The organism is Streptomyces sp. NBC_01707 (assembly GCF_041438805.1).
In the GTDB taxonomy this organism is placed as follows: Bacteria; Actinomycetota; Actinomycetes; order Streptomycetales; family Streptomycetaceae; genus Streptomyces.
Genome location: NZ_CP109190.1, coordinates 8728552 through 8755375, shown reverse-complemented (window position 1 = coordinate 8755375; position 26824 = coordinate 8728552). Strand labels below are relative to the sequence as shown.

Here is a 26824-nt window from a genome sequence, read left to right as displayed (position 1 = left end):
CCGCCCAGAGTCCCGGGCGGCGTCCCTGACCTGCGGTTCCGCGTTACGGGTTGATGTTGATCCGGAAGGTGGTGGTCGTGTTCTTCACGTCCTGCGCGTTGTCGGTCAGCTTCAGGCCGTTGAAGGTGACCTCACCGACCGCGGGCCCCTGGCCCGCCTCCGGCATCTCGTTGGCCCACAGCCCGAAGCCGGACTTGGCGTCGTACGCGTCGCCGCTCTTGCGGGCGCCGGAGATCGAGATGTCGCTGAGGACGGTGTCCTTGATCGGGAACTGGGGCTGTCCTCCCACATAGTTGGTCTGGAACATGATGCCGCTGTATGTCGGATCGACGATGTCCACGTTGTTGATGTGAATCCCCTGGAACACCTTGGACGCCGAGAACAACCAGATCCCGGGGAAGGTCTGCGATCCCCAGAAGTGGCCGCCTGAACGGACGACCGACACATTCTCGATCGTGGTCGGTCCGGTCCCGAACCCATTCATCGGGTATCCGAAGTCCAGCGAGCTGACAGTGATTCCCGAGTAGACCAGGGTGTCCGCGACGCGGATATTGCGGAAGGCGTTGTCGTAGCCGCCGTAGACGGCGACTCCCGCGGCACGCCAGGTGAGGATCGAGGTCAGATTCTCGTAGACGTTGTTCTTCATGTCCGATCCCCCGGCATCGATCGCCGAGAACAGTGCGAAGCTGTCGTCGCCCGTGGCCCGGGCCTCGTTGTTGGTCACGAGGTTGTCGGTCGAGCCGTTGGTCATGTTGATGCCGTCGGCGAACAGATTGCGGATGCGGGAGTTCTTGATGGTGACGCCGTCGGTGTTCGCTCCCCAGTAGAGGCACACCATGTGTTCGTTCCAGATGTTGTCGATCACGATGTCGGAGACATTCGAGAAGTCGAACACCTTGCCCGGTCCGTCGATACGCGAGGTGTAATTGCCGAAGTACGCGAAGTTCGCGAACGACGAACCCTTCGCACTGGCCTCCGCACGGAATCCGACATCGGTGTTCTCCTGCCCGGACGGAGCGTGGAACCTGGTGTACCAGGGCCCCGCGCCGACGACTTTCACAGCCTTTCCGTAGACCTGGAATTTGCTGGACGTCTCGTACTCACCGGCCGGCAGATAGACACCCACGAGCTGTCCGGTGGTGTCCATCCGGACCTTGTCCAGGGCGTTCTGGACGTCCTGGTGGGTGAATCCGACGGGGACGGTGTACGAGGCGGGGTCCGGGTTGGCGACCGGTGCGACCTGCTCCAGGCTGACGAAGTCGATCGCATAGGTGCTGGTGTTGGCCGCGTCCTTCTGCAGCCGGATCCTGCTCCCGGCGGGAACGGTCTTTCCCAGCATCATGTTCGCCTCGTCGTAGATGTGCCGGGGCGCCCCGGATCCGGGCGCGTTGCCGGGACCCGTCTCGGCGCCGTACAGCCACGCGTACTTCGAGGTGAGGTCGATGGCCTTCAGAAAGGTCCCGTCCACATACACATTGAGCTTGGTGTCGATGCCGCCGCCGCCCGCGGAGTCCGGCACGGAGAACCGCGTCACCAGGGTGTTGGTACTCGCTCTGGTGGTGAACTCGACATAGTTGCCCGTGTTGTTGAGGGTGACGGCCTTGCGGCCCGACGCCTCGCCCGCGATGTCACCGACGGTCCGGTTCGGGCCGACGACCTGGGCGCCGCCGCCCGTGACGCCCTCCTCCGCCTCGTACGTGTCGTACGGCATGTCGGCCCCACGGCCGACGAAGAGCGACTCGGTGCTGGTGTTGTTCCCCCGTTTCACCGGGAGCTCATTGGCGTCGTCGGCGAGGACGACCTTCACGGTGTACGAGCCGTTGGCGGCCGTCCAACTGCCCAATTTCACCGGCGCGGTGGTCGCACCGGCGGCGACGGCTCCGCTGTGCGTGCCGGTGAGAGTCTTCACCGTGGCGCCCTTGGAGTCGATCAGACTCAGCGTGATGGCATGACTGCCGCTCGCGGATGCCACGGTGCCCTGGTTCTTCACCGCGACGGAGAACGTGACGTCGTCGCCGTCGGCCGGGGCCGACGGCGAGGTGGTGACCGCGGTGGCCACCAGGTCCGAGCTGGACACCGGTTTCACCACCAGCGCGTCCGCACGCGCATAGGTGTTGTCGGTCTCGTTCTGCTCGATGACTTCGCCCGCCGCGTCCGCGACGGCGCTCAGTTCGTACGAGCCCGCGTCGCGCGGCCCGATGTCCGCACTGACCTGGGTGGACGATCCGGCAGCCAGGGCGCCCACCGGCACGGTGGCCACCTTGGAGCCGCCCAGCCGGAATTCGAGCTTGCTCGCCGGCGCAGCGACCGCTCCGCTGTTGCGCACGGTCGCGGCCACGGTGATCGGGTCCGACTCGACCGGTGCGGCAGGAGCGACGCCGACCGCGGTGACCTGAAGGTCCGGGTTGGGAGCCGGGGCACCCAGGACCTGGAACTCCGCGACCTGGCCGGCACCGGAGCCCGTGTTGGAGGTGAACCTCAGTTGGACGTCGGCGACCCGGGCGGCGACCGGGATGGTCACCGTGTTGCCGGTCGCGGGGCTGAACGCGTAGTCCTTCGCCCCCACCAGACCCGTGAAGGACGTGGCGCTCTGCTCACGTCCGAGCACCTGGATGTTCTGGGTCCGGGCGCCCCAGCTGCTGTCCGGGTTGAGCTTGACCACGACACTCTCGGTGTCGGCGTTGGCACCCAGCTTCACGGTGAGGGTGTTCGGGTAACTGCCGCCCGCTCCCTCCCAGTAGGTCGTCAGCTGGTTGTCGTCGGCGTTCTCGGCGACGAACGTGTGGACCACGGACGAGGCCGTGATCGGCTTGCCGACGGCCAGGTTGGAGGCCGATCCGCTGCTGCCGTTGCGGGTGACGGTGTTGCTGTCGCCGGACGTGTTGCCCGCCGCGTCCTTGGCCCGCACGACGTACGAGACGGTGGTGCCCGCGGACTGGGTGTCCGTGTACGTGGTGACGTCGCCGGCCACACTCCTGCGGAGGACGTTGTTCGCGTAGATGTCGTAGCCGGTGACGCCCTTGTCGTCCGTCGACGCCTGCCAGGTCAGCTTGATCTGACCGGAGGCCGGCTCGGTGAGGGCGAGGCCCGCGGGTGCGGTCGGCGCCTGGGTGTCCCCCGTGTCGGCCCTGCGGGTCACGGTGTTGCTGTTGGCCGACTCGTTGCCCGCCGCGTCCTTGGCCCGTACGAAGTAGGCAACGGTGGCATCGGCGGGACGCATGTCGGTATACGTGGTGACGTCCCCGGCCACGCTGGTCAGAAGTGTGTTGTCGGCATAGATGTCGTAGCCGGTGACGCCCTCGTCGTCCGTCGACGCCTGCCAGGTCAGCTTGATCCGGCCGGAGGCCGGCTCGGTGTACGCCAGCCCCCCGGGTGCGGTCGGCGGCTCGGTGTCGCCCGTCCCGGGGCCGTAGATCTCCAGTTCGGAGAGTTGGGCGGCCGCCCGGCCGGTGTTGGCGCTGACCAGCACCCGCACGTAGCGCGTGGTGGTGGCGTCGAAGGAGACCGTCACCGCCTCACCGCCGGCGGGAGTGAATGCGTAGTCCTTGGACGGGGTGAGATCCGTGAAGTCCGAACCGTTGGCACTTCCCTGGATCTTCAGTGTCTGGGTCCTGGGTTCCCAGCCGTCCGGCAGCCGTAGCACCACCCGGTCCACGCGCACCGAAGCTCCCAGGTCGGCCTGGATCCACTGCGGCAGATCGCCGTTGCGCGACTCCCAGTAGGTGGCCGGGTTGCCGTCGTTGGCGTTGGGAGCCACATATGTCTCGGTGTAGCTGCTCGCCTGAAGTGTGCGACCCGCGGCGAGGTCGACCGACGACTCCCCCGCCGCACGGACCTCCAGCTCGGAGAGCTGCGCGGTCCGCCAGCCCGTGTTCGCCGTGATGTGCACACGCACGAAGCGGGTTCGGGTGGCAGGGAAGGAGATGGTCACCTCGTTGGAGCTGCCTGGAGCGAAGGTGTAGGCGGCCGAGGTCTTCAGAGTCGAGAAGCTGGTTCCGTCGTCGCTGCCCTGGAGCGAGAGCGTCTGTTGCCGGCTCTCCCAGCCCGCGGGCAGCTTCAACGTGACCTCATCGACACGGGTGGCGGTTCCGAGATCGGTCTGCACCCACTGGGGCAGGGTGCTGCCGGCCCCTTCCCAGTAGGTCGACCGGTCTCCGTCGTTGATGTTCCTGGCGGTGTACTCACCGTTGGCGCTGCTCGCGGCGGCGGGTCGGCCGACGGCGATGTTCGGGCCGCCGGCCGCCGAGGCGGTGAGCGCCGGCCACCCGATCATCAGAAGACTGGCGGTGACCACGGCGGAAAGGACCCGCCGTCTCCAGCATTGGGTTCTCATATGTCCCCGATCTTCGGCCTCGGCGCAGGGCGCGACGAGGGCGCGGCTCTGTCTGCGAACGTGTGCGGCACGCACTTTTCTGCACTGACTGACGGAACTTTTGCGTTTTGCGGTCAGAGAGTTGCAGAGGATTGAGAGTCAGTCCACCGTTCTCGCAGAACGGATGACCGGCAGATGCATGCGCGATGCCAGCAATTTTCAGCCAACTCAACCTCGACACAGGCCCTTACGGGCGAACCGCCAGCACTGGAAGTGATCTGTAAATTACGCAACCAATTTGCGCGACTGTGAAAGGGTCGTGCAAGGTACCTGCTCACGGGTGGGCGGGACGAATGTCGCGCCGCGCAGCACGAAGCGGGGCCCGCAGATGCGGACCCCGCGCTCGTTGTGCTGATTCAGCTGGTCGACGTCGGAGACCGGCGGTGCAAATAAGGCGGCCGAGCGGACACACGTCCCGGGCCGTACATCCACAGGCACGAGCCGTAGTCGCTGAAGCCCGTTTCCCGGTCCTGGCCGGCGCCACGCGCCGTGCCCACACTGTTCTTCCTTCGTCCGGGATGCGCTTCGCCTGGAACGTGATCAGCCGGACAACTCAACTCGTCGGCATGCGGAAGCAGTCAGCCCCGCGCCGTCCACCGGTACAGGACGTCCGGTTCCTTCTCCTCGTTGCGGCTGCCGTCGTTGAAGTCCACGGCGGCGAATCCGTGCCGCTCGTAGAACGCCCGGGCATCGGTGTTGCGCTGGAAGGCATACAGGGTGAGCTCTTCGGGAGAGATCTCGCGGGCCTTTGCCAGAAGCAACGAACCGATGCCCCGGCGTCGCACATCGGGGCGCAGATAGAGGTGTTCGAGCTCGGTTCCGTCGACGGAGGCGAACCCGAGGACGTCACCCGTCCCGGTCCCGGTCTCGGCGACCCACACCGTGGTCCCTGGCAGGACGACGTGGGTCATCCAGGCGAGGGTGTCCGCGTCACTGTGCACCTTCGGGAGATACGGCATGGTCCGCGCGCGGGAGGCGAGGAAGAGCCGGGTGAGGGGCTCTGCGTCCTTGGCTTCGGCCTTCCGCAGCAGTGGGCGGTCGGCCGGTGCGGGCTCGTTCGGTGCCATGTCGTCTCTCCATGTCCAGGCGGAGCCCGTCGCGCCTCCCCGTGCGCGGTGAGCTGCTCACATCGCGGACGAACCTATGCCGGAGCCCGTGCGGATCGCCACACATATAGAATCAGGGGAGCGCTTCACGCCGCTGACGCTTCCTCACCTGGCCAGGGCGCACCCCTCTCCATCCCTGACTGTCCCCGGATTCACTTTTTCAGCAGGCCGGCACACATGGGCGTATTCAGGGCACGGTGATCGTTCACGGGGTTTTCCTGTCCGTCCAGCCCCCATCTGGCCCATCGGGCGCCGCCGGCGGGCATCTGTGCCGCCGGCGGACGGGCTGCGAGGTCAGCGCCGGGCTGAAAAGGGTCGCTGGCCCGCCCAACGCCGTGAACGCGCCCGCCTCCGCATCCGCAGCCGCAGCCGCAGCCGCAGCCGCAGCGGGAAGGGTATCCGCTGGGGCGGACGTCCCCTGGCCGCAGCGGCCTGACACCAGCTTGAACCCGGTGAGTGCCCGCGGCTGACGCGTCATCTGACCTTGTCGAGCCAGGCACGGAAGTGGCTGTTGAAGGGTTCTGCACTTGCGCGCAGTGCTGCTTGGAGCCAGTGGGCCGAGGCGGCCGCCCGGTTGATGACGTCAGGCGGGTAGGTGTAGCGGACTTGGTGGTCGACGAATTCGTCCTGGTCGTCGATGAAGATGTCACCCCCTTCTCGCACGCGGCAGACATCGAGGTCCAGGTCGACCATGGTGACCTCGCCGGGGTTCGGCCACCGGGACGGGGTGGTGACGTCGCAGTAGGCGTCCAACCGCTGGGGCGCGTCCAGGAACAACGCCGTCCACCAGGCGTCACGGGGGATGAGCTTGACCCGGGCTTCCTTGGATTCGTACACCGGCCCCGTGTCGCCCTTGCTGTGGACGGTGCCGGCTGGCATGCCGAGCCAGATGCCGTGGTCGTCCTCGCCGAGCCGGAGCATGGTGCAGTGCCAATGCAGGCTTCCGTCGTACTTGCGGGCGGAGAACAGAACCTCAGAGGCATTCATGCCCAGCACGCTACCGCGAAGATTGTAGTCGTCCTTGTCGAATTTCGGTGACCGCACTCCGCGCGAACCGAGCTTCTTGCGGTTGCGGACCTGATCGGCCTTTCCGGGATTGTGCAGCCGATACCGCGTCCGTGCAGTTAGGCGCGGTTGCCTCGGGAGCCATACGCCGTGTCCGCTCTGACCTTGTCGGGTTCGGTGCGCGGCCGACCTCTGCCGAGCCGCGGTACCCGTATCGCCTCCAGGACCGCTTGGAACTGCGGACTGTCGTGCCAGTGGCCAGCAGTGACAAAGAGCCCGACGGGCGCCGGACGTCGATGCAGCCGATGGCCGGACGCCTTGGCGTCGATCGACCGAGGTGCGCAATTCACCGATGCAGAACGCCCCGCGATCGGGCACAGTGGAACGGAGGGCCGAATGACCGGGACGGCGCCTCTTCAGGGCACGCACCCCCGAAGGTGAGCAAGGCGCTCGAGTGATGTCGCTCGGTGTCGGAACAATCCGCACCGGCTCAGGAAGAGACCTCACGTCACCGGACCGGAATGCGCTTCGGAAGGACATCCGCTGTACCGAACTTGCCACATCAGTGGTTTGTCATCGCGTGAGGAGCGCCAGGTGGAGATCAGGAAGACCGACACGGCGGTTGTGTTCATTGACCCACAGAACGATGTGCTGAGCGATACCGGCGCGAACTGGGACGTGGTGGGAGCGAGCGTCACCGAGAACAGGACCGTCGAGAATATGGAGAGAATCTTCGAGGCGGCGAAGGCGGGCGGATACGAGGTCTTCATCTCGCCTCATTACTTCTACCCGACGGACAGCGGATGGCGAATGAACGGGCCGCTCGAGACGAGCGAGCTCGAGACCCACACGTTCGCACGGACGGGACAACTCGATCTGACCGGGTTCCGAAACTCCGGGGCAGACTGGCTGGACCGCTTCAAGCCCTACATCGAAGACGGCAGAACAGTGGTCGCCAGCCCGCACAAGGTATTCGGACCGGAAACCAACGACTTGGTGCTGCAACTGCGCAAGCGGGGAATACAAAGGATTATTCTTGGCGGGATGCTGGCGAACATGTGCGTCGAGTCCCATATGCGGCACCTCATCGAGGAGGGATTCGAGGTCGCCGTGGTCAGGGATGCAACAGCTGGACCCCGACACCCGGTCTGGGGCGACGGCTATCAGGCGGCGATCATCAACTACCGTTTCTTCGCCCATGCGTTGCTGTCGACTGATGAAGTAATCGATCGAATGCACTGAGGAGCTCGCAGCCGGGAAATGGCCCTCGCGTCGGTGCGATGGTTACGATTTCAACAGGCGCCATCGACAGTCGCCGGTCTACTGCGCGGGGAGTTCCGTGGAAACACGTCCAGCGAGACTGCAGCCGACGCTCGGAGCGATGTGTCGGTAGCAACAGAGGTTGCGGAACGGGCGTTCCCAGACAATACCGGGATTGAGCACGAACGGGATGCCCTGGAAGACCAATCGGTCCGGATACCGCTTGCGACCCGGGTGCCGAACGCGACGTTCCACCTTGGGTGGCAAAGGGTCGACCACAGCTCACAACTCGCCTTCGTCGTCCGACGGCTTCGGCCGAGCCACGTCACACCCCCAGAGCAAGCGGTTCTGGCTGATGGTTTCAGCGGTTCGGAGTCGTCTCAAGCAGATGATCCTGCGGGCGAGTTGGAGTAGACCCCCAGGTGCAGGTCGGCGCGTGTCCAGCAGCGCATTCTGAGTAGCTTGAACTGGTGGAGACAGGCGAAGGTCCGGCCGACGACCCAGCGGTTCTTGCCCAGGCCGGAGCCATGGCTGCGCCCTTGCGGGCGATCTCCGGTGTGATGCCGCGGGCCAGGAGAAGCCGGCGGTATTTGTCGTAGCCGCGGTCGGCGAACAGCTGGCGTGGCCGGTGACGCGGCCGCCCGTGGGCACCGCGGATGCGGGGTATCGCGTCCAGCAATGGCATCAGCTGAGTGACGTCGTGACGGTTTCCGTTGGTCAGCGAGTCGGCCGAGGGGGCGCCGTGCATGTCGACGATCAGGTGGCGCTTGCTGCCGGGCCGAGCCCGGTCGACCGGCGAAGGTCCAGTGTGAGCCCACCTTTTGAGAGCCCTGACGTGGGAGCCGTCAATCGCCCCATCGTCCATGTCCAGCAGGCTCGTTGCTCGCAGGCCGTTCTCCTCAGCGCAAAGGAAGTACGCCCCACTGGCGAACTCCCCGGCGATTGCCTGCAGCGGCGCACCCGAGGCGAGCCTCAAGCCGTCGCCGCACCGCTTCCGCCCGACGTCGAAACTGAAGGATGACCGCAGCAGCCCGTGAATGTCTGCGTGTTCTGGATCAGGTCGAGTAGATGATCACTTGAGGTCATGGCACTGAACCCATCAGTTGAGCAACGAATACCTCAGAGCGGCCTCGAAGCCCACCTGGTGCCACCGCCACAGTATGGCGCAAGCTAGTCCTCATGGATTGGTTACCGCTGCTCTCCACCCTGGCCGGAGCCGCGATCGGCATCGTCGCTACGCTCATCGCGGATCGGAATCGGTGGAAACGCGAGGATGCCAAAGAAGCTCTTCGGCTGCGGCTCGACATCTACACGCAGTACACCACCGCCGTGAAGGTGCTCGGTGAGACCCTGCGAGCCTTGGCCGAGCGCGAGCACCCCTCCGTCGACGAGCGGGCGCTTGCGCTGCGCGAAGTCTTCCGAGAATCAGGCATCGCCACCGCATCCGAACGGATGTGGCTCATCGCGCCCCAACCCGTCGTCAAGGCCTCCAACAGCGTGTTCCACTGCCTGCGACGCATCTGCGACGGATACATCGACGGCACTGCTGTCAGCAGTCCAGAGGACCACGCGCGCTGGGAGGCACGCGGCGAAGCAGCCGCCAAGATGCGCAAGCTCATGCGCGAAGATCTCGGCGTCGGCCCAATCACCGAACGCCACAGCGCCTGACTGATCATTTCAGAGTGAAGTTCGCAGCCGCCTCAGCAGGGCGGCGTCGTTCAGCCGCCCGTCCGGTCTGATCACGTGATGCCGAGGGTGGCCACCGGTCGGGTGGCATCTCGGCCGTGCTTGCGCAGGCCAGCTGCGATGTTGTCGTAGTCGGTCAGGCGGAGGGCGCCGATGGCCAGGTTGCGCAGTGCCGCCATGGCCCGGGGCGCGGTCCCGGTCCGGACGCGGGAGGCGTCCTCGGCGAAGGTTTCGCCTGAACGGCGTCTCCCTGTGTCGCTTGGTCCCGCTCGTACGTCACGCCGTCGTGGCTGCCCGGCGCCGGAATCACCCCTGGGCCACTCGCCTGGCCGGATCGGGAGCCTGGCCGGATCGAAGAAGGGCCGTTCCCCACTGCGGTCCGCGACGACCCGATCGCTGCCGAGTTCAGCCCCGACGTGCAGTGGGAGTCCAGGCCTATCGGCCGGGAGGAAGCAGGTTCCAATCAAAGGGCCGTTGGTCTTTGATTCCCTCTGCTCAGTCCCTTAGGTTCGAGGTAGTCGACCGGTCTACGAGTACCCGGACCCACCGATATCCACATCCCTGATTACCCCATTGACTAGGACTTGAGGTCATGACATCCACCGAGCGCATCCGCACCCCCTTCGGGGAGGAGTCGACGGCCGCCGAGGTCATTGAGGGTGTCGACCTTTCCGGCAAGCAAGCAGTCGTCACCGGGGCGGCTTCAGGTCTCGGCACCGAGACCGCGCGCGCCCTCGCTGGTGCCGGCGCGTCGGTCACCCTCGCGGTCCGCGACACGGACGCCGGCGAGCGGGTCGCGGCCGACATACGCGAGGCCACCGGCAACGACGCCGTCCATGTCGGCCGGGTCGACCTCGCCGACAAGGCGTCGATCGCCGACTTCACGAGCGCATGGACGGGGCCCTTGCATATCCTCGTCAACAACGCTGGCGTGATGCAGCTGCCCACGCTCGATCGCACACCGGATGGGTGGGAGCTGCAGTTCGCGTCCAACCATCTCGGCCACTTCGCGCTCGCGTTCGGCCTGCACGACGCGCTCGCGACGGCCGGCAGCGCGCGCATCGTGTCGCTGAGCTCCCGCGGCCACCATGCCTCACCTGTTGAGTTCGACGACATCAACTTCGCCTCCCGCCCCTACGACCCGCGACTCGGTTACGGGCAGTCCAAGACTGCCAACGTCCTCTTCGCGGTCGGGGCGACCAACCGCTGGGCAGCCGACGGGATCACCGCCAACGCCGTCCACCCCGGCGTGATCCTGGGGACGAATCTGACTCGCTACATGGAGCCGGAACAACTCACACAGCTGCGCGAAGCCGCGGCGGCCGGGGAATTCGGCACGTTCCAGGGCGCGCCGTTCCGGTTCAAGACGGTCGCTCAGGGCGCCGCGACGAGCGTCCTGGTCGCGACCTCACCCCAGCTGGAAGGAATCGGCGGCCGCTACTTCGAGGACAACAACGAGGGGGAGAAGCTGTCGGCCGAGGCCGTAGGGAAGTCCCCCGGGGGCGTAGCCCCGTACGCGGTCGACCCGGACGCCGCCGAGCGTCTGTGGGAACTGTCGCGCGCCGCAATGGGCGCGCAAATTGCATGACACTGCCTCGGTCCCGTGCGCGCCCAGTAGCACTGGCCTGGCGTAATTCTGGTTTGCCGGTTTACGCCTGGCGTCGATGTCGATTTACTCAGCGAGTGCGGCCCCTGATGATCTTCTAGTTCTCTACGCTGAAGGTCGTCGGGAGCCGCCCTCATGCCTGCATCGTTGTCGACAACAGGTGAATGGATGACTCGACCTGTGCATCAGCCCATCCAGTTCGACCCGGAGGACGGCGGCCGGAGTGCTCCGTCGGTATGGCCTGCCCGGACACCAGCGCTGTGGATCGTGGACGCCGTGCGGCACGGTGATCGTGCCGAGCGGCTCGCCCCCGGGATCCTCGACACCGGGGAACAGCGGCGGGCCGAGAGCTTTGCCGCGTCGGTCGACCGCCGCTGCTATGTCGCGGCCCATGTGGCGCTGCGGATACTGCTCGGTGCCCGTCTGGGCCTCGAACCCCGCGACGTAACGATGGTCCGCGAGCCGTGCCCGTCCTGCGGCGGTCCGCACGGCCGGCCCGCGACCGACGGCGGGGTGCACTTCTCGCTCTCGCACAGCCGGGACCTGTCGCTGCTCGCGTTCGCCGCCGTGCCGCTGGGCGTCGACGTGGAGGCCGTACCGAGCAGCGAGGCCGCGGCGGAGGTCGGAGCGATGCTGCATCCGGCGGAGTCCCGGGAACTGGCGGCGCTCTCCGCTTCGGACCGGCCCGTCGCCTTCGCCCGGGCCTGGACGCGCAAGGAGGCATATCTCAAGGGCGAGGGCATCGGGCTGGCCCGCGATCTCTCCCTCGACCATCTGGGCACCGGGCCCGTGCCGCGGCCCGGTCCGGCGGGCTGGACGGTCGCCGATGTGCTGGTTCCGGTCGGCTATGCGGCCGCGGTGGCCGTCCGTGCGGCGGGGCAGCCACCGGTCGCGAACGGCCACCGGCGAAAATGATCCGGCGGGCAGAGCAGGACGACCGATCGATACGGAGGAGTGGGCAGATGCCGCACGAACGAGCTGGACAGCAGGCGCGGCCGGAGGACCTCACCGATGTGGCCCGGCTGGTGACGGCGTATTACACGCTGCACCCGGATCCGGCCGAGCCGGACCAGCGGGTCGCGTTCGGCACCTCCGGCCACCGCGGTTCGTCGACGGCCACCGCGTTCAACGAGGACCACATCGCTGCGACCAGCCAGGCCATCAGCGAGTACCGGGCGTCACAGGGCACGGACGGGCCGCTCTTCCTCGGGGCGGACACCCATGCGCTGTCGGAGCCCGCGCGGGTCACCGCCATCGAGGTGTTCGCCGCCAACGACGTGACGGTGCTGATCGACTCCGCCGACGGCTACACCCCGACCCCGGCGGTGTCGCACGCGATCCTCACCCACAACCGGGGCCGTACGTCGGGTCTCGCCGACGGTGTGGTGGTGACGCCGTCCCACAATCCGCCGGCCGACGGCGGGTTCAAGTACAACCCGCCGAACGGCGGCCCGGCCGGATCCGAGGCGACCGGCTGGATCCAGGAGCGGGCCAACGAGATCATCGCGTCCGGCATGAAGGAGGTACGGCGGCTGCCGTACGTCCGCGCGCTGGCGGCACCGACCACCGCGACGTACGACTTCCTCGGCAGCTACGTGGCGGATCTGCCGTCCGTGCTCGATCTCGACGCGGTCCGTGCCGCCGGGGTGCGGATCGGCGCGGACCCGCTGGGTGGCGCATCGGTCGCGTACTGGGGCCGCATCGCCGAACAGCACCGGCTCGATCTCACGGTCGTCAATCCGCTGACCGACCCCACCTGGCGGTTCATGTCGCTGGACTGGGACGGCAGGATCCGGATGGACTGTTCCTCGCCGTACGCGATGGCGTCGCTGATCGAGCAGCGCGACCGCTACCAGATCGCCACCGGCAACGACGCGGATGCCGACCGGCACGGCATCGTCACCCCGGACGCCGGGCTGATGAACCCGAACCACTACCTCTCCGTAGCCATCAACTACCTGTTCGCACACCGCGCACAGTGGCCGGCCGCGGCGGGCGTCGGCAAGACACTGGTGTCGTCGGGGATGATCGACCGGGTCGCCGCCGATCTCGGACGGCAGCTGGTCGAGGTGCCGGTCGGTTTCAAGTGGTTCGTGGACGGTCTGGTCGACGGGTCGTTCGGGTTCGGCGGCGAGGAGTCGGCCGGCGCGTCGTTCCTGCGCCGTGACGGTTCGGTCTGGACGACCGACAAGGACGGCATCATCCTGGCACTGCTGGCGTCGGAGATCCTCGCGGTGACCGAGAAGTCCCCGTCGGAGCAGTACGCGGCACTCACCGCGCGCTTCGGTGAGCCGTCGTACGCCCGCATCGACGCCCCCGCCGATCGCGAGCAGAAGGCGGTACTCGCCAAGCTCTCGCCGGAGCAGATCACAGCCGACACGCTGGCCGGCGAACCGGTCACGGCGGTACTCACCTCGGCTCCGGGCAACGGCGCACCGATCGGCGGTATCAAGGTCACCACGGAGAACGCCTGGTTCGCCGCCCGCCCGTCGGGCACCGAGGACGTCTACAAGATCTACGCGGAGTCGTTCCTGGGCTCCGATCACCTCGGCCGGGTGCAGGACGAGGCCAAGGCGGTCGTCTCGGCGGCCCTCGGCGCCTGAGTCCGTTCGCGAAGACGAGCAAGCCGCCTGCCGCGACCTCGGCCGTCGCGGGAGGCGGCTCCTCGGTGGAGGGTGGACGTGCCGCTGCGGCGGGAAATGTCGGCGGTGACCCACAAGCACACAAAGGGACCAATAGATAGAATTCGAGCATGGTAGACCGGCCTGTCACGTCGACCGCGCCCGAACTCGTACTCGAAACCGATGCAGGACCCACGGTGATGAGCCCGAGCCGGGATTACCACGTCGGCCGCGACCCCCTGAGCGACATCGTCATCGACGACGTCCGGGTGTCATGGCACCATGCGGTGCTCCGGCCGGTGGCCGACCACTGGTCCCTGGAGGACGAGAACAGTACGAACGGTACCTACACCGGGGGCAAGCGCATCCATGAATCGGGCGTGGGCCCCGGCAGCGTCATCCGGTTCGGTCACCCCGCGGACGGGCCGTGCGCCGTTCTGGTCGGCCAGGGACCCCCGTCGCCCACGCTGCACCCGGCCGACCGTCCGTCCGCCGTCTCCATGCCCTCGGCCACCGGAACGTTTCGGCAGCCGACCACCGTGCGGCCGCGGCCCGTCCATACCGTACGTATCGGCCGCAGCGCCGACAACGACCTCGTCGTCGACGACCTGACCGTCTCGCACCGGCACGCCGAACTGCGGGCGCATCCGGACGGCACGTACGAGATCGTCGACCTCGGCTCGCACAACGGCACCTATCTCAACGGGCAACTGGTCGGCCGCGCACCGGTCGCCGCCGGTGACATCGTCGGCATCGGTCACTCCGAGTTCTCTCTTGTCGGCGACGTGCTGCAGGAGTTCGTCGACACCGGTGAGGTCTCCCTCGATGTACAGGACCTGGCGGTCACCGTGGACGGGGGCCGCAAGACCCTGCTCGACGACGTCTCCTTCCCGGTGGGCGAGAAGTGCCTGCTCGGCGTGGTGGGTCCGAGCGGCTCCGGAAAGTCCACCCTGCTCAACGCATTGACCGGCCTCCGGCCGGCCGACGAGGGCAGTGTCCTCTACGACGGACGCGACCTTTACCACGACTACGCCGAGCTGCGCCATCGCATCGGGCTCGTCCCGCAGGACGACATCCTGCACTCCCAGCTGACCGTGCACCGCGCCCTCGGGTATGCCGCCGAGCTCCGCTTCCCGCACGACACGGCCCCGTCCGAACGCCGGGCCCGGGTCACCGAGGTGATCCGTGAGCTGGCACTGGAAAAGCGGACGGAGCAGCCGATCCACAGCCTCTCCGGCGGTCAGCGCAAGCGCGTCAGCGTCGCACTGGAGCTGCTGACGAAGCCGTCGCTGCTCTTCCTCGACGAGCCGACCTCGGGGCTCGACCCCGGCATGGACCGCTCGGTCATGCACATGCTCCGGGGGCTCGCCGACGACGGACGTACGGTCATCGTCGTCACGCACAGTGTGCTCAGCCTCGATGTCTGCGACCGGCTGCTGGTGCTCGCCCCCGGCGGGAAGACCGCCTATTACGGGCCGCCGGACGATGCACTCCCCTTCCTCGGGTTCAAGCATTGGCCGGAGGCGTTCGAGGCGTTCGAGAACGACCGGGACCGGGACTGGTCGGCGGAGTACCGCGCGTCCCCGTTCCACCGGCAGTACATCGCGAACTCCACCGCGCAGCCCCGGCTTCCGCACGCCCCGGTCGCACCGGTCGCACCGCCGCCGAAGACCCGGAGCGGGGGTGCTCAGCTGCGGACGCTGGTCCGCCGGTACACCGCCGCGCTGAGCGCCGACCGGACCTTCCTGGCCGTCATGATCGCTCTGCCGTTCGTGATGGGCGCGATGACCCGGGCCCTGGCCGGCAGCCGGCTGAACCAGGACACCGCGATCAACGCACTGCTGATCCTGTGCGTGGGCGCCGTGCTCACCGGCGCCGCCAATGCCGTACGGGAGCTCGTCAAGGAACGGGCGATCTATCAGCGGGAGCGTGCCGTCGGGCTGTCCAGATCGGCGTATCTGATGTCCAAAGTGGTTGTCCTGGGCACCATTACGGTGCTGCAGGCCGTCGTCCTGACCCTCGTCGGCCTGGCGGGGGTCGATCTGAACGCCCCGGGCGGCAAGGGCGTTCTTATGCCACCACTGGTCGAAATGACGCTGGCCGTGGCCCTGTTGTCGTTCACCGCGATGATGCTCGGTCTGCTCGTCTCCGCACTGGTGCGCAAGGAGGAGGTCACCATGCCGCTGCTGGTCCTCCTCGCGATCGTCCAGGTCGTCTTCTGCGGTGCGCTGCTGAAGCTGCACGGCGTGCCCGGGTTGGAGCAGCTGGCGTGGCTGGTGCCGTCCCGCTGGGCGCTCGCGGCGATGGGCGGGACCATCGATCTCGGCAGGATCGTGCCGGGAAGGGTGAGCGCGGATCCACTGTTCGACCACACCGCGGCAGCGTGGCTGCTGAACATGGGGATGCTGGTCGTGCTGTCGGTCGTCTTCGGACTGGTGGTGGCGCGGCTGCTCCGCCGGCACGAGCCCGTCATCATGCGGAAGTAGCGGAGGCGGGGAGCCCATGGCGACACCGGAGTTCCGCCCCACACACGTGGTCCCCCCGGACGGGATGTCCACATGGGAGGCACCCGACATGTCCCGGCCTACCGCGCCGCTCGACCCGCTGCTCCCCGTCCAGCTGGTCGGCCGGCGCGGCGACTGGGGGCGGATTCTTTGCGCGAACGGCTGGTCGGCATGGGTGGACGGCCGGCTGCTCGTCTCCGTACCGCACGGCCCGCCGGAGCCCGGTCAGCCGCTCGCGCGCACCGCGGACCCCCGGCCGCTGATGGCACAGGTGCAGGAGTCGCTGGCCCGGTACCGGGACGCCGCGGAGGAGCTGGCCGAGGGCCGGATCGACGGGGAGACCTTCCGCTGTCGTACCCAGGGGCTGCGGGTGGGCATGGTCGCCGACGGCGAGGCGGTGTGGCTGTACGACGCCGAGCACGAGCGCTGGGTGTACTGCGACGGGACGCAGCTGAGTACGTACGCGGCCTCGGCCGGTCCGGGCCGCCCGAGCGATGCCCCTGTGCACCCCGGGACCGAAGACGTGCACGCACCGGAGCCTGAGCCGACGCAGATCGTCGACCCCGCGCGGCTGGCCGCATACCACCCTGCGGATACCGCCGATGCCGAGCCGACGCAGCTTCTGGGATCCGTCGACGGGCCCGGACCGGACACCGCCCATCCGCCCACCCGGACGGGTGACGCATGATGTCCCCCGACCCCGCCCCCGCGCCGGGCCCTCCGCGCTCCCCCGACCCGCGTCGGGACACGGAGCTGCCCGTGGGCCGACCGTCCGACCTGCTCGGCAGGCAGATCGCGGATTACCGGGTGGAGAGCGAGATCGGCCGCGGTGGCATGGCGGTCGTGTACCGCGCGAGGGATCTGCGGCTGGACCGGACGGTCGCGCTCAAGCTGCTCGCCCCCGAACTCGCCCGCAACGACACCTTCAGGAAGCGGTTCACCCATGAGTCGAGGGTGGCCGCCGCGATCGACCATCCGCATATCGTGCCGGTCTTCGAGGCCGGGGAGACCGAGGGCATCCTCTACATCGCGATGCGTTATGTCGCCGGCCAGGACCTGCGCGCCCTCATCGACCGTCAGGGGCCGATGCAGATCGCGACGGCGGTCCGGATCGCCGCGCAGGTGGCGTCCGCGCTCGACGCCGCACACGACCACGACCTGGTGCACAGGGACGTCAAACCCGGCAACATCTTGGTCGCTGCGGGCACGGACAGCGACCACCCGGAACATGTGTACCTCACGGACTTCGGGCTGACGAAGAAGTCGCTGTCGCTGACCGGGTTCACCTCGGTGGGCCAGTTCGTCGGCACGCTCGACTACGTGGCGCCCGAGCAGATCTCCGGGCGTCCGGTGGACGGCCGGTGCGACGTCTACAGCCTGGCCTGTGTGGTGTTCGAGACGATGGCCGCCGCACCGCCGTTTCAGCGGGACGACGACATGGCGCTGTTGTGGGCCCATCAGTTCGACCCGCCGCCGCCGCTGACCGGCAGGCGCCCCGACCTCCCGCCCGCCGTCGACGACGTGCTGGTGAAGGCCCTGGCCAAGAGCCCTGACGACCGGTACGACTCCTGTCTGCAGTTCGTCGCCGCGCTGCGCTCGGCAGCGCGGAGCACGGTGCGGAAGGACCGTCCGCCGACGCAGGTGGACCAACGAATCGGTGCATGGGCCACCGGGCCCGGACCACCGCCCGCGCCGCCGCACTGGGCCCTTCCCGTGTTCCCGGGGCTCGTACGCTGAAGGCTGTGGCCGAGCCCGTCTCAGCCGTCCGCCGGCACTTCGCCGCGCCGGTCGACCCTGGAGGCGAGCAGACCACCGAGGAAACCGGTGACCAGGCCCCAGAGAGCGGCGACAGCGAGTGCGGACCACAACCGTGGACGCAGCGTCAGCTCTCCGCCGAGACCGCGGCCGAGGTCTCCGATACCGAGCAGCGACACCCCGTAGTGCGCGGAGACCCTCGCAAGGAGACAGATGGTCAGCACGGTGAGGACGAGCGCCACCGCCATGTGTACGGCGTGCTGCCAGGGCCGGATCCGGGCCGGTGAGCGGACCGCCATGAGGAACGCGGCGGCCACGGTGAGCACGGCGGCGGCGACGACCAGCCACCACGCCCGCCCGTCCTGTTCGGCGAGCGTGGAGACATCGACCGTGGAGATGTCCGGCGTACGCAGTACGGAGTCGAGCATCTGCGGCATCGGCAGCCCGAAGGGACCGTCCACCTTCCCCTCCCAGGACGCGCCCAGCCCCAGCGTGTAGGCGAGCCAGACAAGGTTCGGCAACCCCAGGAGGATCACGGCGAACGTGTCGGCCGGGTGCCCGCGGACGGCCAGGACGACGAGTGCGACCACCAGACCCACGACGACGTACGCCAGCAGCAGCACGACCATCGCATACGCGGCCGGGCGCACCGACTCCTGGAAGCGCACGAGGCGGCCCGGGAGCGGCGCACCGCGCGATACGAGCAGGGCCAGGACGAGGATGCCGGCCAGCCAGATCAGGCCGAGTACGAGGGTGAGGAGGATGTCGGTCCGGAAGCCGACCTTCGGGGCGACGCCCAGCAGATCCGCGACGGCCGCCTCCGTCTCGTCGCGCACGGGAATGTCGAAGGTCGCTCTGGCCAGGACCGAAAGGCCGATGAGGACCAGCGCCCACAGCACCGCCACCCGGGCGGCCCAGCCGGCCAGTTCGCGCGATCCCGCGACGGCCCGGTGGCGCAGCGGCCGCAGAAATCCCACGGCGATCACCAGGGCGCCGACCAGGGTCACCGACAGCGGAAGCACCGAGAACTCCGCATGGGTACTGGCGAGATCCCCGGCGTTGCCCGAGAGCTCGACGGATCCGCCTGCCGCCATCACGACGACGGCCGCGACGACGCGCGGGAAGGCGCTGTCGGGCAGGCCGGCCGCGCCCGCCGCCCAGAGCCCGAGGGCGGCCGCGACGACCATGACCACCAGCCCGGCGAGCACCGTCAGGAGGGCGTGACCCCAGCCGTGCGCGGGTCTCGGCGCACGGCTGCGGTCGCTGGATGCCTGTTGGCTCACGCTGCCACGCTAGGCAGGCCCGGGACGGACCGCCCCTTGGGAGGGGCCGACAGCGTCAGCTTGCGAGGCGCGCCGTTGCCGCGCACACAATGAGCACACACGGGAACAAAGGGGGCCTGATCCTTACGTGGGGAAGAAGAGGCCGTGAGCAGCCAACCGCCGTCGTCCGACCGCCCGACAGGCCCCCCTTCCGGCCCCCCTGTCGGGTCCCACGCAACCGGGGTCCGTGCCTCCACCGCCCGGCACTCCGTCAGGCTCCTCCGGCGGGCCACCGAGCAGCGGTGACTCCGGCACGGGCGGGCCCTCGGGGCCCGGCGGCCCGAGCGGGTCCGGGGGCGGCCCCGGCCGCCCGTGGTGGAGGTCCGTTCCCAAGGTGGCGACGATCGCCGCCGTGATCATCGCCGTGGCCGTGATGGCTGTCGTTTTCATCCGCCCCGACGGGGACGGCGGTTCGACGGCGCGCGGCGAAATCTTCCTGCAGCCGGCGGGATCGGCCGGGCAGGACCCGTTCACCGACTCGACGTCACGCAGCAGCGCCCCGGAGACACCGACCACGGCGCCCACCCCGACCAGGACCGGGGCGGGGGTCACGCAGGGCGTGGACGGCTCGACCCCAGGTCTGTACGGCGGGACCCGCAAGGTCGCCAGCTGCGACGTGGAGAAGCAGATCAAGGCGCTGACGGCCGCACCGGACACGAACGACGCCTTCGCCGGGGTACTGGGTATCGATCCGTCCGACGTCCCCGCCTATCTGCGGACGCTGACCCCCGTCCAGTTGCGGTTGGACACCCGGGTCACCAACCACGGGTTCCGGGACGGCTCCGCCACCAGCTATCAGGCGGTGCTTCAGGCCGGTACGGCCGTGCTCGTCGACGACCGCGGCGTGCCGCGGGTGCGCTGCGCGTGCGGCAATCCACTGCTCGAACCGGTCCCGTCGAAGGGCAGTCCGGAGGTGAGGGGTGAGCGATGGCCCGGGTACCGTTCCTCGAACGTCGTGGTGGTGGAGCCCGCACCGCGCGTGGTGAAGAAGTTCGTCATGTACGACCCGAGAAGCGGCGGCTGGTTCACCCGCGGCACGGGTGACACCGGCGGCAGCGACAAGAAGACGAAGCCGCCCGCCGAGCACCCGCCGTCGCCCTGTCCACCGGCCCCCGAGGGGAAGTCCACCGAGCCGTGTCCACCGGCCTCGGACACGTCGCAGTCCCCGTCCCCCGAGTCCGTCCCGCCCCGGTCCCCGTCCCCCGGATCTGCGACCCCCGAGTCCCCGTCCACCGCGTCCCCGTCCACCGAGCCGTCGGGCCCGCAGCCCCCGCCCTCCCCTGAGGAGCCTTCCGGCCCGCCGCCCGTCATCGAGTCGCCGGCGTCCGGGTCGGCCCCGGAGCCGTCACCTCCCGGGCCCGCGTCACCGGAGTCCTCGGCGATGGCCTCGGTCTCCGGGACCAAGTCCCCGGCCGGTCACCCGTCCGCCTGAGCGGCGCCGGTGACTTGTGGGGATGTGCCGTACCGGGCGCCCGGCGCGGCGGCACCGAGCCCTCCGCGCACGCGAACGGCCTGCCGGAACGGAGGACCGTCCCGGCAGGCCGCTTGGGTTCACGTGCCACTCACCCGGAGTTCAGCGGTTGAGCGCCGTCACTTCCCGTAATACGCGTTGTAGATCGACACGGACGACTTGTTGCCCTTCTTGTCCGTGAAATTGGCCTTGAAGGAGATCGACTTCCCCTTGGCCGGGTTCTTCACCGAGATCTTGCCCGACTTGACGGTGACCTTCTTCCAGGTCTTGCCTGCGTCGTAACTGACGTACACCGTCAGCGACTTGAGGTTCGTACCGGCGGCAGCACCCAGCACCTTCACCGGAACGGACGCGGTCCTGCCGGCAGTGACCTTGCTGTCCAGGGTCACCGTGGGCGAGAAGCGCACCGTGGATGCCGGGAGCTGTGCGGCCGAAGAGGTCTTCTTCGACCGGAAGGTCCAGCTGGCGTCGATCCGGGAGGACACCGACGCCACCTTCGCCGATCGCTTCACGGAGGTCGTGAGCCGGTACTCGGCGTCACCGGAAGGGACCTTGAAGAAGCTCTGCCCGTCCAGCGCGTCCGTATTCTCGGCGACCTTGGTGCCGTTGCGGTACAGCGACGTCTTCACCGAGGTGTAGGCGGACGAGCCGGAGTGGGTCTGGCCGTCGGCGAAGAGCGGCAGCACACCGATGAGGTCGTTCCCCTCGCGGAACAGACCGTACGACTTGTCGATCCTCGGGCCGAACACAGCCGTGTTGAAGGTCTTCCCGTAACTCTTGCCCGCCGCGAAGGTCTGCGGTGCACCCAGCGTGTAGAACGCGTCGGCCACCGGGAAGCCGTCGGAGTCGACCCCGCCGTACTGCTCGAAGTCGAAGCTCCACTTCACCTTGTTCGCAGTCGAGAGATAGAGCGTGCGGGTGGCGGGGAGCTTCTGCTCCGACGGGACGGAGATGTTGGAGAACGACCCGGGCACGTAACCCCACGGAGCGATCCCACCGGTCTTCCCGGCGGCGGAGGTGCCCAGCCCGATCTTCACCTTGGCCATCTGAGCAGTGGTGAACTTCTTGGTGTACCCGGTCGCGACCTGCTTCACCGGTCCGCCGAAGACGACGTCGTAGCCGGTCGATGAGCCCTTGGCCCAGATGCCGGACCAGAACTGGGACAGCGAGCCGTCGGTCACCTGCGCGCCCAGATGGGCGGTGCGGAACCCCTTGAACGAGTCCAGCCACCACCCGAAATCGTAGCCGCTCTGCTCCGTCTCGAGCTGGATGTCGGCCGAAGCGAACTGCGACTTCGCGCCGGTGTCGGGCACGGTGATGTCCACCGGCTTCGTCTTCCGGGCGTCGAGCGTCACGGTGACGTCCTTGGTGACGCTCAGCTTCGGCTGGAAGATCCAGTCGGCACCCTTGCCGAAGTCCTCCCGGTCCACGTAGATACCGGTGTTGACCGCGTAGGTCCCCCTGGGGACACGCACCTTCACCGTTCCGGTCGGTCCCGTCGGGTCGAGCCACACGTCCGCCACGTCCCCGCCGATACCGACGAGACTCGTGTCGTAGAGCGCGGCGGACTTCCCCTGCCGGTCGAGGTGCTTGAGCGTCACGGTGTACGACTCGGCCTCGCGCTCGACCGCGGCCGCGGTGCGGACGGTCTGGCCGCCGCCGCTGCCGACGACATAGGCGGAGTAGCTGCCGTCCGTCGTGCCGCCGAGCTTGGTGTCGACGGTCAGCGGTACCTCGGCGGTACCGCCCGCGGGGACGGTGACCTTGTCCGCGCCGAGGGCGAAGAAGCCGGCGGGCGCGGGCTTGCCCGTCGGGCCGGTGGCCGTCACCGCCAGGTCGAGGGTGACGTCCGTCGCACCGAGGTTACGGTACGTCACCTTCTTGACGACCGGGGTGTCATCGGTGTGCGGCCACTGCTGCACTCCGAAGCCGACCGAGACCGGATCGGCAACGACACTCTGGCCGATGGCCCGGTCGACGGCGATCCGGCCCGAGCCCTGCTCGAACGGCGTGTACGCGCCCGGCTTCGTGGACGCGGTCAGCGCGCCCTTGAGCTCGGCGTACTTCCACTCCGGGTGCTCCTGCTTGAGCAGCGCCGCGGCGCCCGCCACGTGCGGGGTCGCCATCGACGTACCGGAGATCGTCAGATAGCCGGGCGGGTTCTGCCCGACCTCCTGGTCGATGACGGAACCGGGTGCGGCTGCGGCCGTGATGTCCACACCGGGTGCGGTCACATCGGGCTTGATCGCACCGTCGCCGATACGCGGACCGCGGCTGGAGAACGCGGCCAACTTGTCGTTGTCGTCGACCGCGCCGACGGTCAGCGCGGCGTCCGCGCTGCCCGGCGAGCCGACCGTGCCGGCCCCGCCCTCGCCCTCGTTGCCCGCCGCGATGGCGAACAGGACGCCCTTCTCCGCCGACAGCTTGTTCACTTCGGCTTCGAGCGGATCGATCTCAGGGCTGTCGGGGCCGCCCAGGCTCAGGTTGACGATGTCGGCGCCCTGCTCGGCCGCCCACTCCATGCCGGCCAGGATGCCGGAGTCCTCACCGTAGCCGCTGTCGTCGAGCACCTTGCCGTTCAGCAGCTTGGCATCCGGGGCTACGCCCTTGAACTTCCCGTCCGACTTGGCGCCCGTGCCGGCCGCGATGGATGCCACATGGGTGCCGTGCCCGAAGCGGTCGACCGCGTCGGCCGACGTGGAGAAGTTCTTCTCGGCGAGGACCTGGCCCTGGAGGTCGGGGTGGGTGGCGTCCACGCCGGTGTCCAGGACAGCGATCTTGACGCCCTTGCCGGTGTAACCGGCCTGCCATGCGGCCGGCGCACCGATCTGGGGCACGCTCTTGTCGAGGCTCGCCCGACGCACCCCGTCCAGCCAGACCCGGTCGACACCGGAGGCCGTGGCGCGTTCGCCGCTGCCCGCGCGCTTGCTGGTGAGCGCCTGCCAGATATCCTCGGCGTCGCTCTTCGGGGTGGTCAGCGCGTCGGCATTCAGCGATTTCAAGGTCCGCCGGACCTTCGTACCGCCCGCTTCCCGGACCTCGGCCTTCGCCGCGGCGGCCTGCCCGCCCCGATACCCGACGATCAGTTTCAGGCCCGCCTTCTGGGCCTTGCGGTTCACCGCGCTGTTCAGCTCGGTGACGTCGAAGAGCCGCTCGTCGAGCTTGCCGTCGGCGATCAGCCCCCGGGCGTCGCTCGGAACGAGGAGCGTGTGCCCGTCGCGTATGCGCTTGGCCACCGGTATGTGTTCGCGCCCCTTGGCGGGCTCGAACATCACGACACGGCCCTTGGCATCCACGGAGACGCGGTCACCGGTGATGAGTGTGATGTGGTGCGGGGCCACGAGCTGTGTGCCCGTGGCCCTCGCGTGCGTGCGATCCACTGTCGCCACGGCCGGGGTGGTCATGCCCGCCGCGAGCGCCACGGCGGCTGCCGCGGCAAGGGTGGATACGCACGCACTCTTCACATGTCTGTGCAAGTCTCCCCCTGGAGATCAAGTGGTTCCTCGGAACCGCCAGTTCCGCGGGGTCACGCACAAGTCTCCGCACCCCCCGGTCGACGCATTATGGCCGAGCGGCACCCGAACGCATGAACATTTCTGCGACACGCGTGCGGAGTTGACGGAAATACACCTATGGGTGCGGAAAAGCACCCGTGGCACTGATGGCGGCCGGCCGGAGCGGTCCCGCCATCCCGCTGCCGGTGACGATGCTCGGGCCCGGCGGTCGGTCGTAGGCGGGCGGCGTTGGGTGACGATTCCCTCCGGGCCGGGTGGCTTCGTACCGGACCGGCCGGCGCCGACCGTAGGGGCTCCGTGGCGAATTGGCCTGCACTCGGCCGGGGCCGTTGTCGGTCCCGCGCCGTACTCTTTTCGTATGCCCCGACGCCCTTCGCCTGCCACGCCTGTGCGCTCTCCCGACGCGGTGAACGAGGACATTCGCGCGCTCTGGGCGCGGTCGGGTGCCGTGCTGTCACCGGAGGGCCGCCGGGAGTACGAGCGGCTGCTGGTGGAATGGGCGACCGCGGTCCGGGCGGATGTCGTCGAGGCGGCGTGAGCTCCACGGCTCCGGCCGATCGTCAGCGCCACCGTTTGCGATCCGGCCGTGGCGAAACCGGGTGACCAGCTGATCGAACCGGCGCGTACCCCCGCCCGCGCAGGGGAAGGCCCCGAGTGAGCCGCACTCCGGACGAGCGCTGGGCGCCGTGACGCAAGGCGGCAGAAACGCTCCAGGCTGCCGTGACCGCCCCCGGCCGGAGGCCATGCCACTGTTCGAGACAGGTGACACCGGAACTCAGCGGGCGGCACCGTCCTGAGAAGCGCCGAAGCCGTACCGGATTTCTGCTGTGCCCGTTGTCGCGGCCCGCACAGCGGTAGCGTCGGGTTCCATGATCGTATGGCTCAACGGCACCCACGGCGCAGGCAAGACGACGACCAGTGCACTCGTGCAGCGACTGATCCCGGATTCACGGGTGTTCGACGCCGAGAAGGTCGGCGAGACGCTCATGGACATCACGCCGGGACTGCCCGGAACGGACAACTTCCAGCACTGGCCGCCGTGGCGGCCGCTCGTGGTCGAGACCGCCCGCCGCGTACTCGAATACACCGGCGGCACTCTGGTGATGCCCATGACCGTCCTGGTCGAGCAGTACTGGCGCGAGATCAGCACGGGCCTCGCCCAACATGCCATTCCGGTACGGCACTTCGTCCTCCACGCCGACCAGGACACCCTCCGCGGGCGCATCGAGGGGGACACTCTTCTCGGCCCCTCCCCATTCCGCCTCAAATACCTCGAGCCCTACGCCGAGGCGGCCCGCACGTGGCTGCACAGCGAGGCCGAGGTCGTCGACACCACACACCTCACGCCCGCCCAGGCCGCCCTGCAGATCGCGGAGGCCGTCAAGAGTTGACGCCCGCCCGCCACGCGAAGGCGGAGGCCCGGCCCAGCCCGGCACCGTGGACATGGCCGGCAGCCGACACACACCGCAATCGAACATGCATCTGATCCTCTGTCGCCCGACCTGTCGCACCTGCGCATCCTGCGGACCTGGACTGCCAAAGAGGTAGAGCGCATCGACGCGGCCACCGAGCGGCGGGGCGAGAAGGGGGGCCGCCCGGTCAGCCGCTGCTCGGCAGGCGGCGGCCTGAGGATGCTGTGAGCGGCCACCTGATGCACCCTGGACGCATGGGTGCCCCGATAGTCGTCCACGGCCTCTCCCATACCGGTGGCCGGGCGGTCACCATCAATGATGAGATCGTCGGTCTCGTCTACGACGACTGGGGCCTGATCGAACTTCTCCGGTGGGCGGGTCTCTACGACGCCGAGCATTACCTCGAGGACGCGCACTGGATCGAATGGCGCGGCGGCTGGCCGCGCCGATACCGGTGGGGATATTCCTAGCGGGTGCGCCCACCCACTGCGCGGACGCCGAATCCGGCGGCCGTATGCGTGAACTCGGGCCGGGCGCGACGGCGCGACGTTGCAACCTGCATCGGATCGAATGGCGGGACGGCCGGGCGCTTCGCTACGAACCGGCATGAGCCCGGGCATGCCCCGACCCTCCCGCAGGGAGGTCGGGAGGGGCGGCGGGGCCCACCCAGCTCACAACTGCGGGCGGCACCCGAAACGGGGCCTTGGCCTGGGGGCTTCGGGGATCCCGCGTGATCAACAATGCACCCGAACCAGCCAAAGGGGTAGAGGCGTGACTGAAAAACGTCGGGGCGTTCCTCTCCTCCCCTGAAAGGAACACCGAGTACCCCGAATCGCCCGGGCCGTACCCACGACGAAGGCCCCGGACCACGAGGTCCAGGGCCCGAACGCGGATCGGTCGCCGCAGCCTGCCTGCTGTGCGTGTACTTATCAGTCGGCGATGTCTATGTCGATCCGGCCGATCTTGGCCTGCCGGTTGTTGACGGTGGTGACGATGAGGCTCTTGCCGTTCACGTCCTTGGTCTTCTGGACGAGTTCGCGGAGGTCGTCGAGGGTGATCTCTTTTCCGGACTTGGGTGTCAGGTGAGTCGTCACAGGTGGCATGTCCCCCATCATCCCGATCGTCAAGCGCCCTGTCACGAGGGCGTCATGGCCTTGATCAGGTACAGCATCAGAGCGCTGGCGTCAGT

The 26824-nt window shown here is 68.5% G+C and carries 18 protein-coding genes and 2 pseudogenes; 12 read left to right on the top strand and 8 right to left on the bottom strand.

The genetic code is table 11. From position 1 onward, the window contains the following. Window positions 1–43: 43 nt before the first annotated feature. The 3 genes from OG963_RS39115 to OG963_RS39105 form a co-directional block, all read right to left on the bottom strand. Window positions 44–4333 carry a discoidin domain-containing protein gene (locus OG963_RS39115; protein WP_371799954.1) on the bottom strand — a complete coding sequence of 1430 codons (4290 nt, stop codon included), beginning with the start codon at window positions 4331–4333 and terminating at the stop codon, window positions 44–46. Window positions 4334–4950: 617 nt separating this feature from the next. After that, window positions 4951–5439 (bottom strand): GNAT family N-acetyltransferase, encoded by a 489-nt coding sequence (locus tag OG963_RS39110; protein WP_319325572.1) that lies wholly within the window; start codon window positions 5437–5439, stop codon window positions 4951–4953. 513 nt (window positions 5440–5952) lie between these two features. Then, window positions 5953–6465: a DUF402 domain-containing protein gene (locus tag OG963_RS39105; RefSeq protein ID WP_319325574.1), complete on the bottom strand. Its 513-nt coding sequence runs from the start codon at window positions 6463–6465 to the stop codon at window positions 5953–5955. 612 nt (window positions 6466–7077) lie between these two features. On the opposite strand from OG963_RS39105, the gene OG963_RS39100 reads away from it, so the two are divergent. After that, window positions 7078–7725 carry a cysteine hydrolase gene (locus OG963_RS39100; RefSeq protein ID WP_362275859.1) on the top strand — a complete coding sequence of 216 codons (648 nt, stop codon included), beginning with the start codon at window positions 7078–7080 and terminating at the stop codon, window positions 7723–7725. A 381-nt stretch (window positions 7726–8106) separates the two neighbouring features. Here OG963_RS39100 and OG963_RS39095 read toward each other — a convergent pair. Further along, window positions 8107–8632: pseudogene (locus tag OG963_RS39095) on the bottom strand (transposase); the annotation flags it as partial. A gap of 290 nt (window positions 8633–8922) precedes the next feature. Between OG963_RS39095 and OG963_RS39090 the strand changes: the two are divergent. Further along, window positions 8923–9411: a hypothetical protein gene (locus OG963_RS39090; RefSeq protein WP_319325578.1), complete on the top strand. Its 489-nt coding sequence runs from the start codon at window positions 8923–8925 to the stop codon at window positions 9409–9411. Between the two features lie 71 nt (window positions 9412–9482). On the opposite strand, the gene OG963_RS39085 is transcribed toward OG963_RS39090, so the two are convergent. After that, complete coding sequence (locus tag OG963_RS39085; protein ID WP_319325580.1) at window positions 9483–9608, bottom strand: hypothetical protein; 126 nt, start codon at window positions 9606–9608, stop codon at window positions 9483–9485. A gap of 413 nt (window positions 9609–10021) precedes the next feature. Between OG963_RS39085 and OG963_RS39080 the strand changes: the two genes are divergently transcribed. The 6 genes from OG963_RS39080 (at window position 10022) to OG963_RS39055 (ending at window position 17897) form a co-directional block, all read left to right on the top strand. Continuing rightward, window positions 10022–11017 carry an SDR family NAD(P)-dependent oxidoreductase gene (locus tag OG963_RS39080; RefSeq protein ID WP_319739407.1) on the top strand — a complete coding sequence of 332 codons (996 nt, stop codon included), beginning with the start codon at window positions 10022–10024 and terminating at the stop codon, window positions 11015–11017. Window positions 11018–11203: 186 nt separating this feature from the next. Continuing rightward, window positions 11204–11950 (top strand): 4'-phosphopantetheinyl transferase superfamily protein, encoded by a 747-nt coding sequence (locus tag OG963_RS39075; RefSeq protein ID WP_371799953.1) that lies wholly within the window; start codon window positions 11204–11206, stop codon window positions 11948–11950. A gap of 47 nt (window positions 11951–11997) precedes the next feature. Then, window positions 11998–13638, top strand: a complete 1641-nt coding sequence (gene pgm / locus OG963_RS39070; RefSeq protein ID WP_319325586.1) for a phosphoglucomutase (alpha-D-glucose-1,6-bisphosphate-dependent) — start codon at window positions 11998–12000, stop codon at window positions 13636–13638. A 149-nt stretch (window positions 13639–13787) separates the two neighbouring features. Further along, window positions 13788–16142: an FHA domain-containing protein gene (locus tag OG963_RS39065; protein WP_319739409.1), complete on the top strand. Its 2355-nt coding sequence runs from the start codon at window positions 13788–13790 to the stop codon at window positions 16140–16142. A gap of 16 nt (window positions 16143–16158) precedes the next feature. Then, window positions 16159–16848, top strand: a complete 690-nt coding sequence (locus OG963_RS39060) for a hypothetical protein (protein ID WP_319325591.1) — start codon at window positions 16159–16161, stop codon at window positions 16846–16848. Next, entirely contained in the window at window positions 16848–17897 is a 1050-nt protein-coding gene (locus tag OG963_RS39055; RefSeq protein ID WP_371800351.1) for a serine/threonine-protein kinase, read from the top strand. Before OG963_RS39060 ends, OG963_RS39055 begins: the two co-directional genes overlap by 1 nt. A 20-nt stretch (window positions 17898–17917) precedes the next feature. Here the strand turns inward: OG963_RS39055 and OG963_RS39050 are convergent, their stop codons facing one another. Beyond that, complete coding sequence (locus OG963_RS39050) at window positions 17918–19198, bottom strand: streptophobe family protein (RefSeq protein WP_319739411.1); 1281 nt, start codon at window positions 19196–19198, stop codon at window positions 17918–17920. A gap of 144 nt (window positions 19199–19342) precedes the next feature. Between OG963_RS39050 and OG963_RS39045 the strand changes: the two are divergent. Continuing rightward, window positions 19343–20669: pseudogene (locus OG963_RS39045) on the top strand (DUF6777 domain-containing protein). A 158-nt stretch (window positions 20670–20827) separates the two neighbouring features. Here OG963_RS39045 and OG963_RS39040 read toward each other — a convergent pair. Beyond that, a complete protein-coding gene (locus OG963_RS39040) occupies window positions 20828–24184 on the bottom strand; it encodes a S8 family serine peptidase (RefSeq protein ID WP_371799952.1) in 3357 nt (1118 codons plus the stop codon). Window positions 24185–24581: 397 nt separating this feature from the next. Here OG963_RS39040 and OG963_RS39035 point away from each other — a divergent pair, with 397 nt between their 5' ends. The 3 genes from OG963_RS39035 to OG963_RS39025 all read left to right on the top strand — a co-directional run bounded on the left by OG963_RS39035 (window position 24582) and on the right by OG963_RS39025 (window position 26105). Next, the gene (locus OG963_RS39035) at window positions 24582–24761 is read left to right on the top strand and encodes a hypothetical protein (protein ID WP_093929883.1); all 180 of its coding nucleotides are present in this window, start codon (window positions 24582–24584) and stop codon (window positions 24759–24761) included. Window positions 24762–25092: 331 nt separating this feature from the next. Continuing rightward, window positions 25093–25614: an ATP-binding protein gene (locus tag OG963_RS39030; RefSeq protein WP_093929882.1), complete on the top strand. Its 522-nt coding sequence runs from the start codon at window positions 25093–25095 to the stop codon at window positions 25612–25614. 275 nt (window positions 25615–25889) lie between these two features. After that, complete coding sequence (locus OG963_RS39025) at window positions 25890–26105, top strand: hypothetical protein (protein ID WP_030920591.1); 216 nt, start codon at window positions 25890–25892, stop codon at window positions 26103–26105. A 459-nt stretch (window positions 26106–26564) separates the two neighbouring features. Here OG963_RS39025 and OG963_RS39020 read toward each other — a convergent pair whose 3' ends face one another. Further along, window positions 26565–26738 (bottom strand): hypothetical protein, encoded by a 174-nt coding sequence (locus tag OG963_RS39020; RefSeq protein ID WP_158715911.1) that lies wholly within the window; start codon window positions 26736–26738, stop codon window positions 26565–26567. Window positions 26739–26824: the final 86 nt, after the last annotated feature.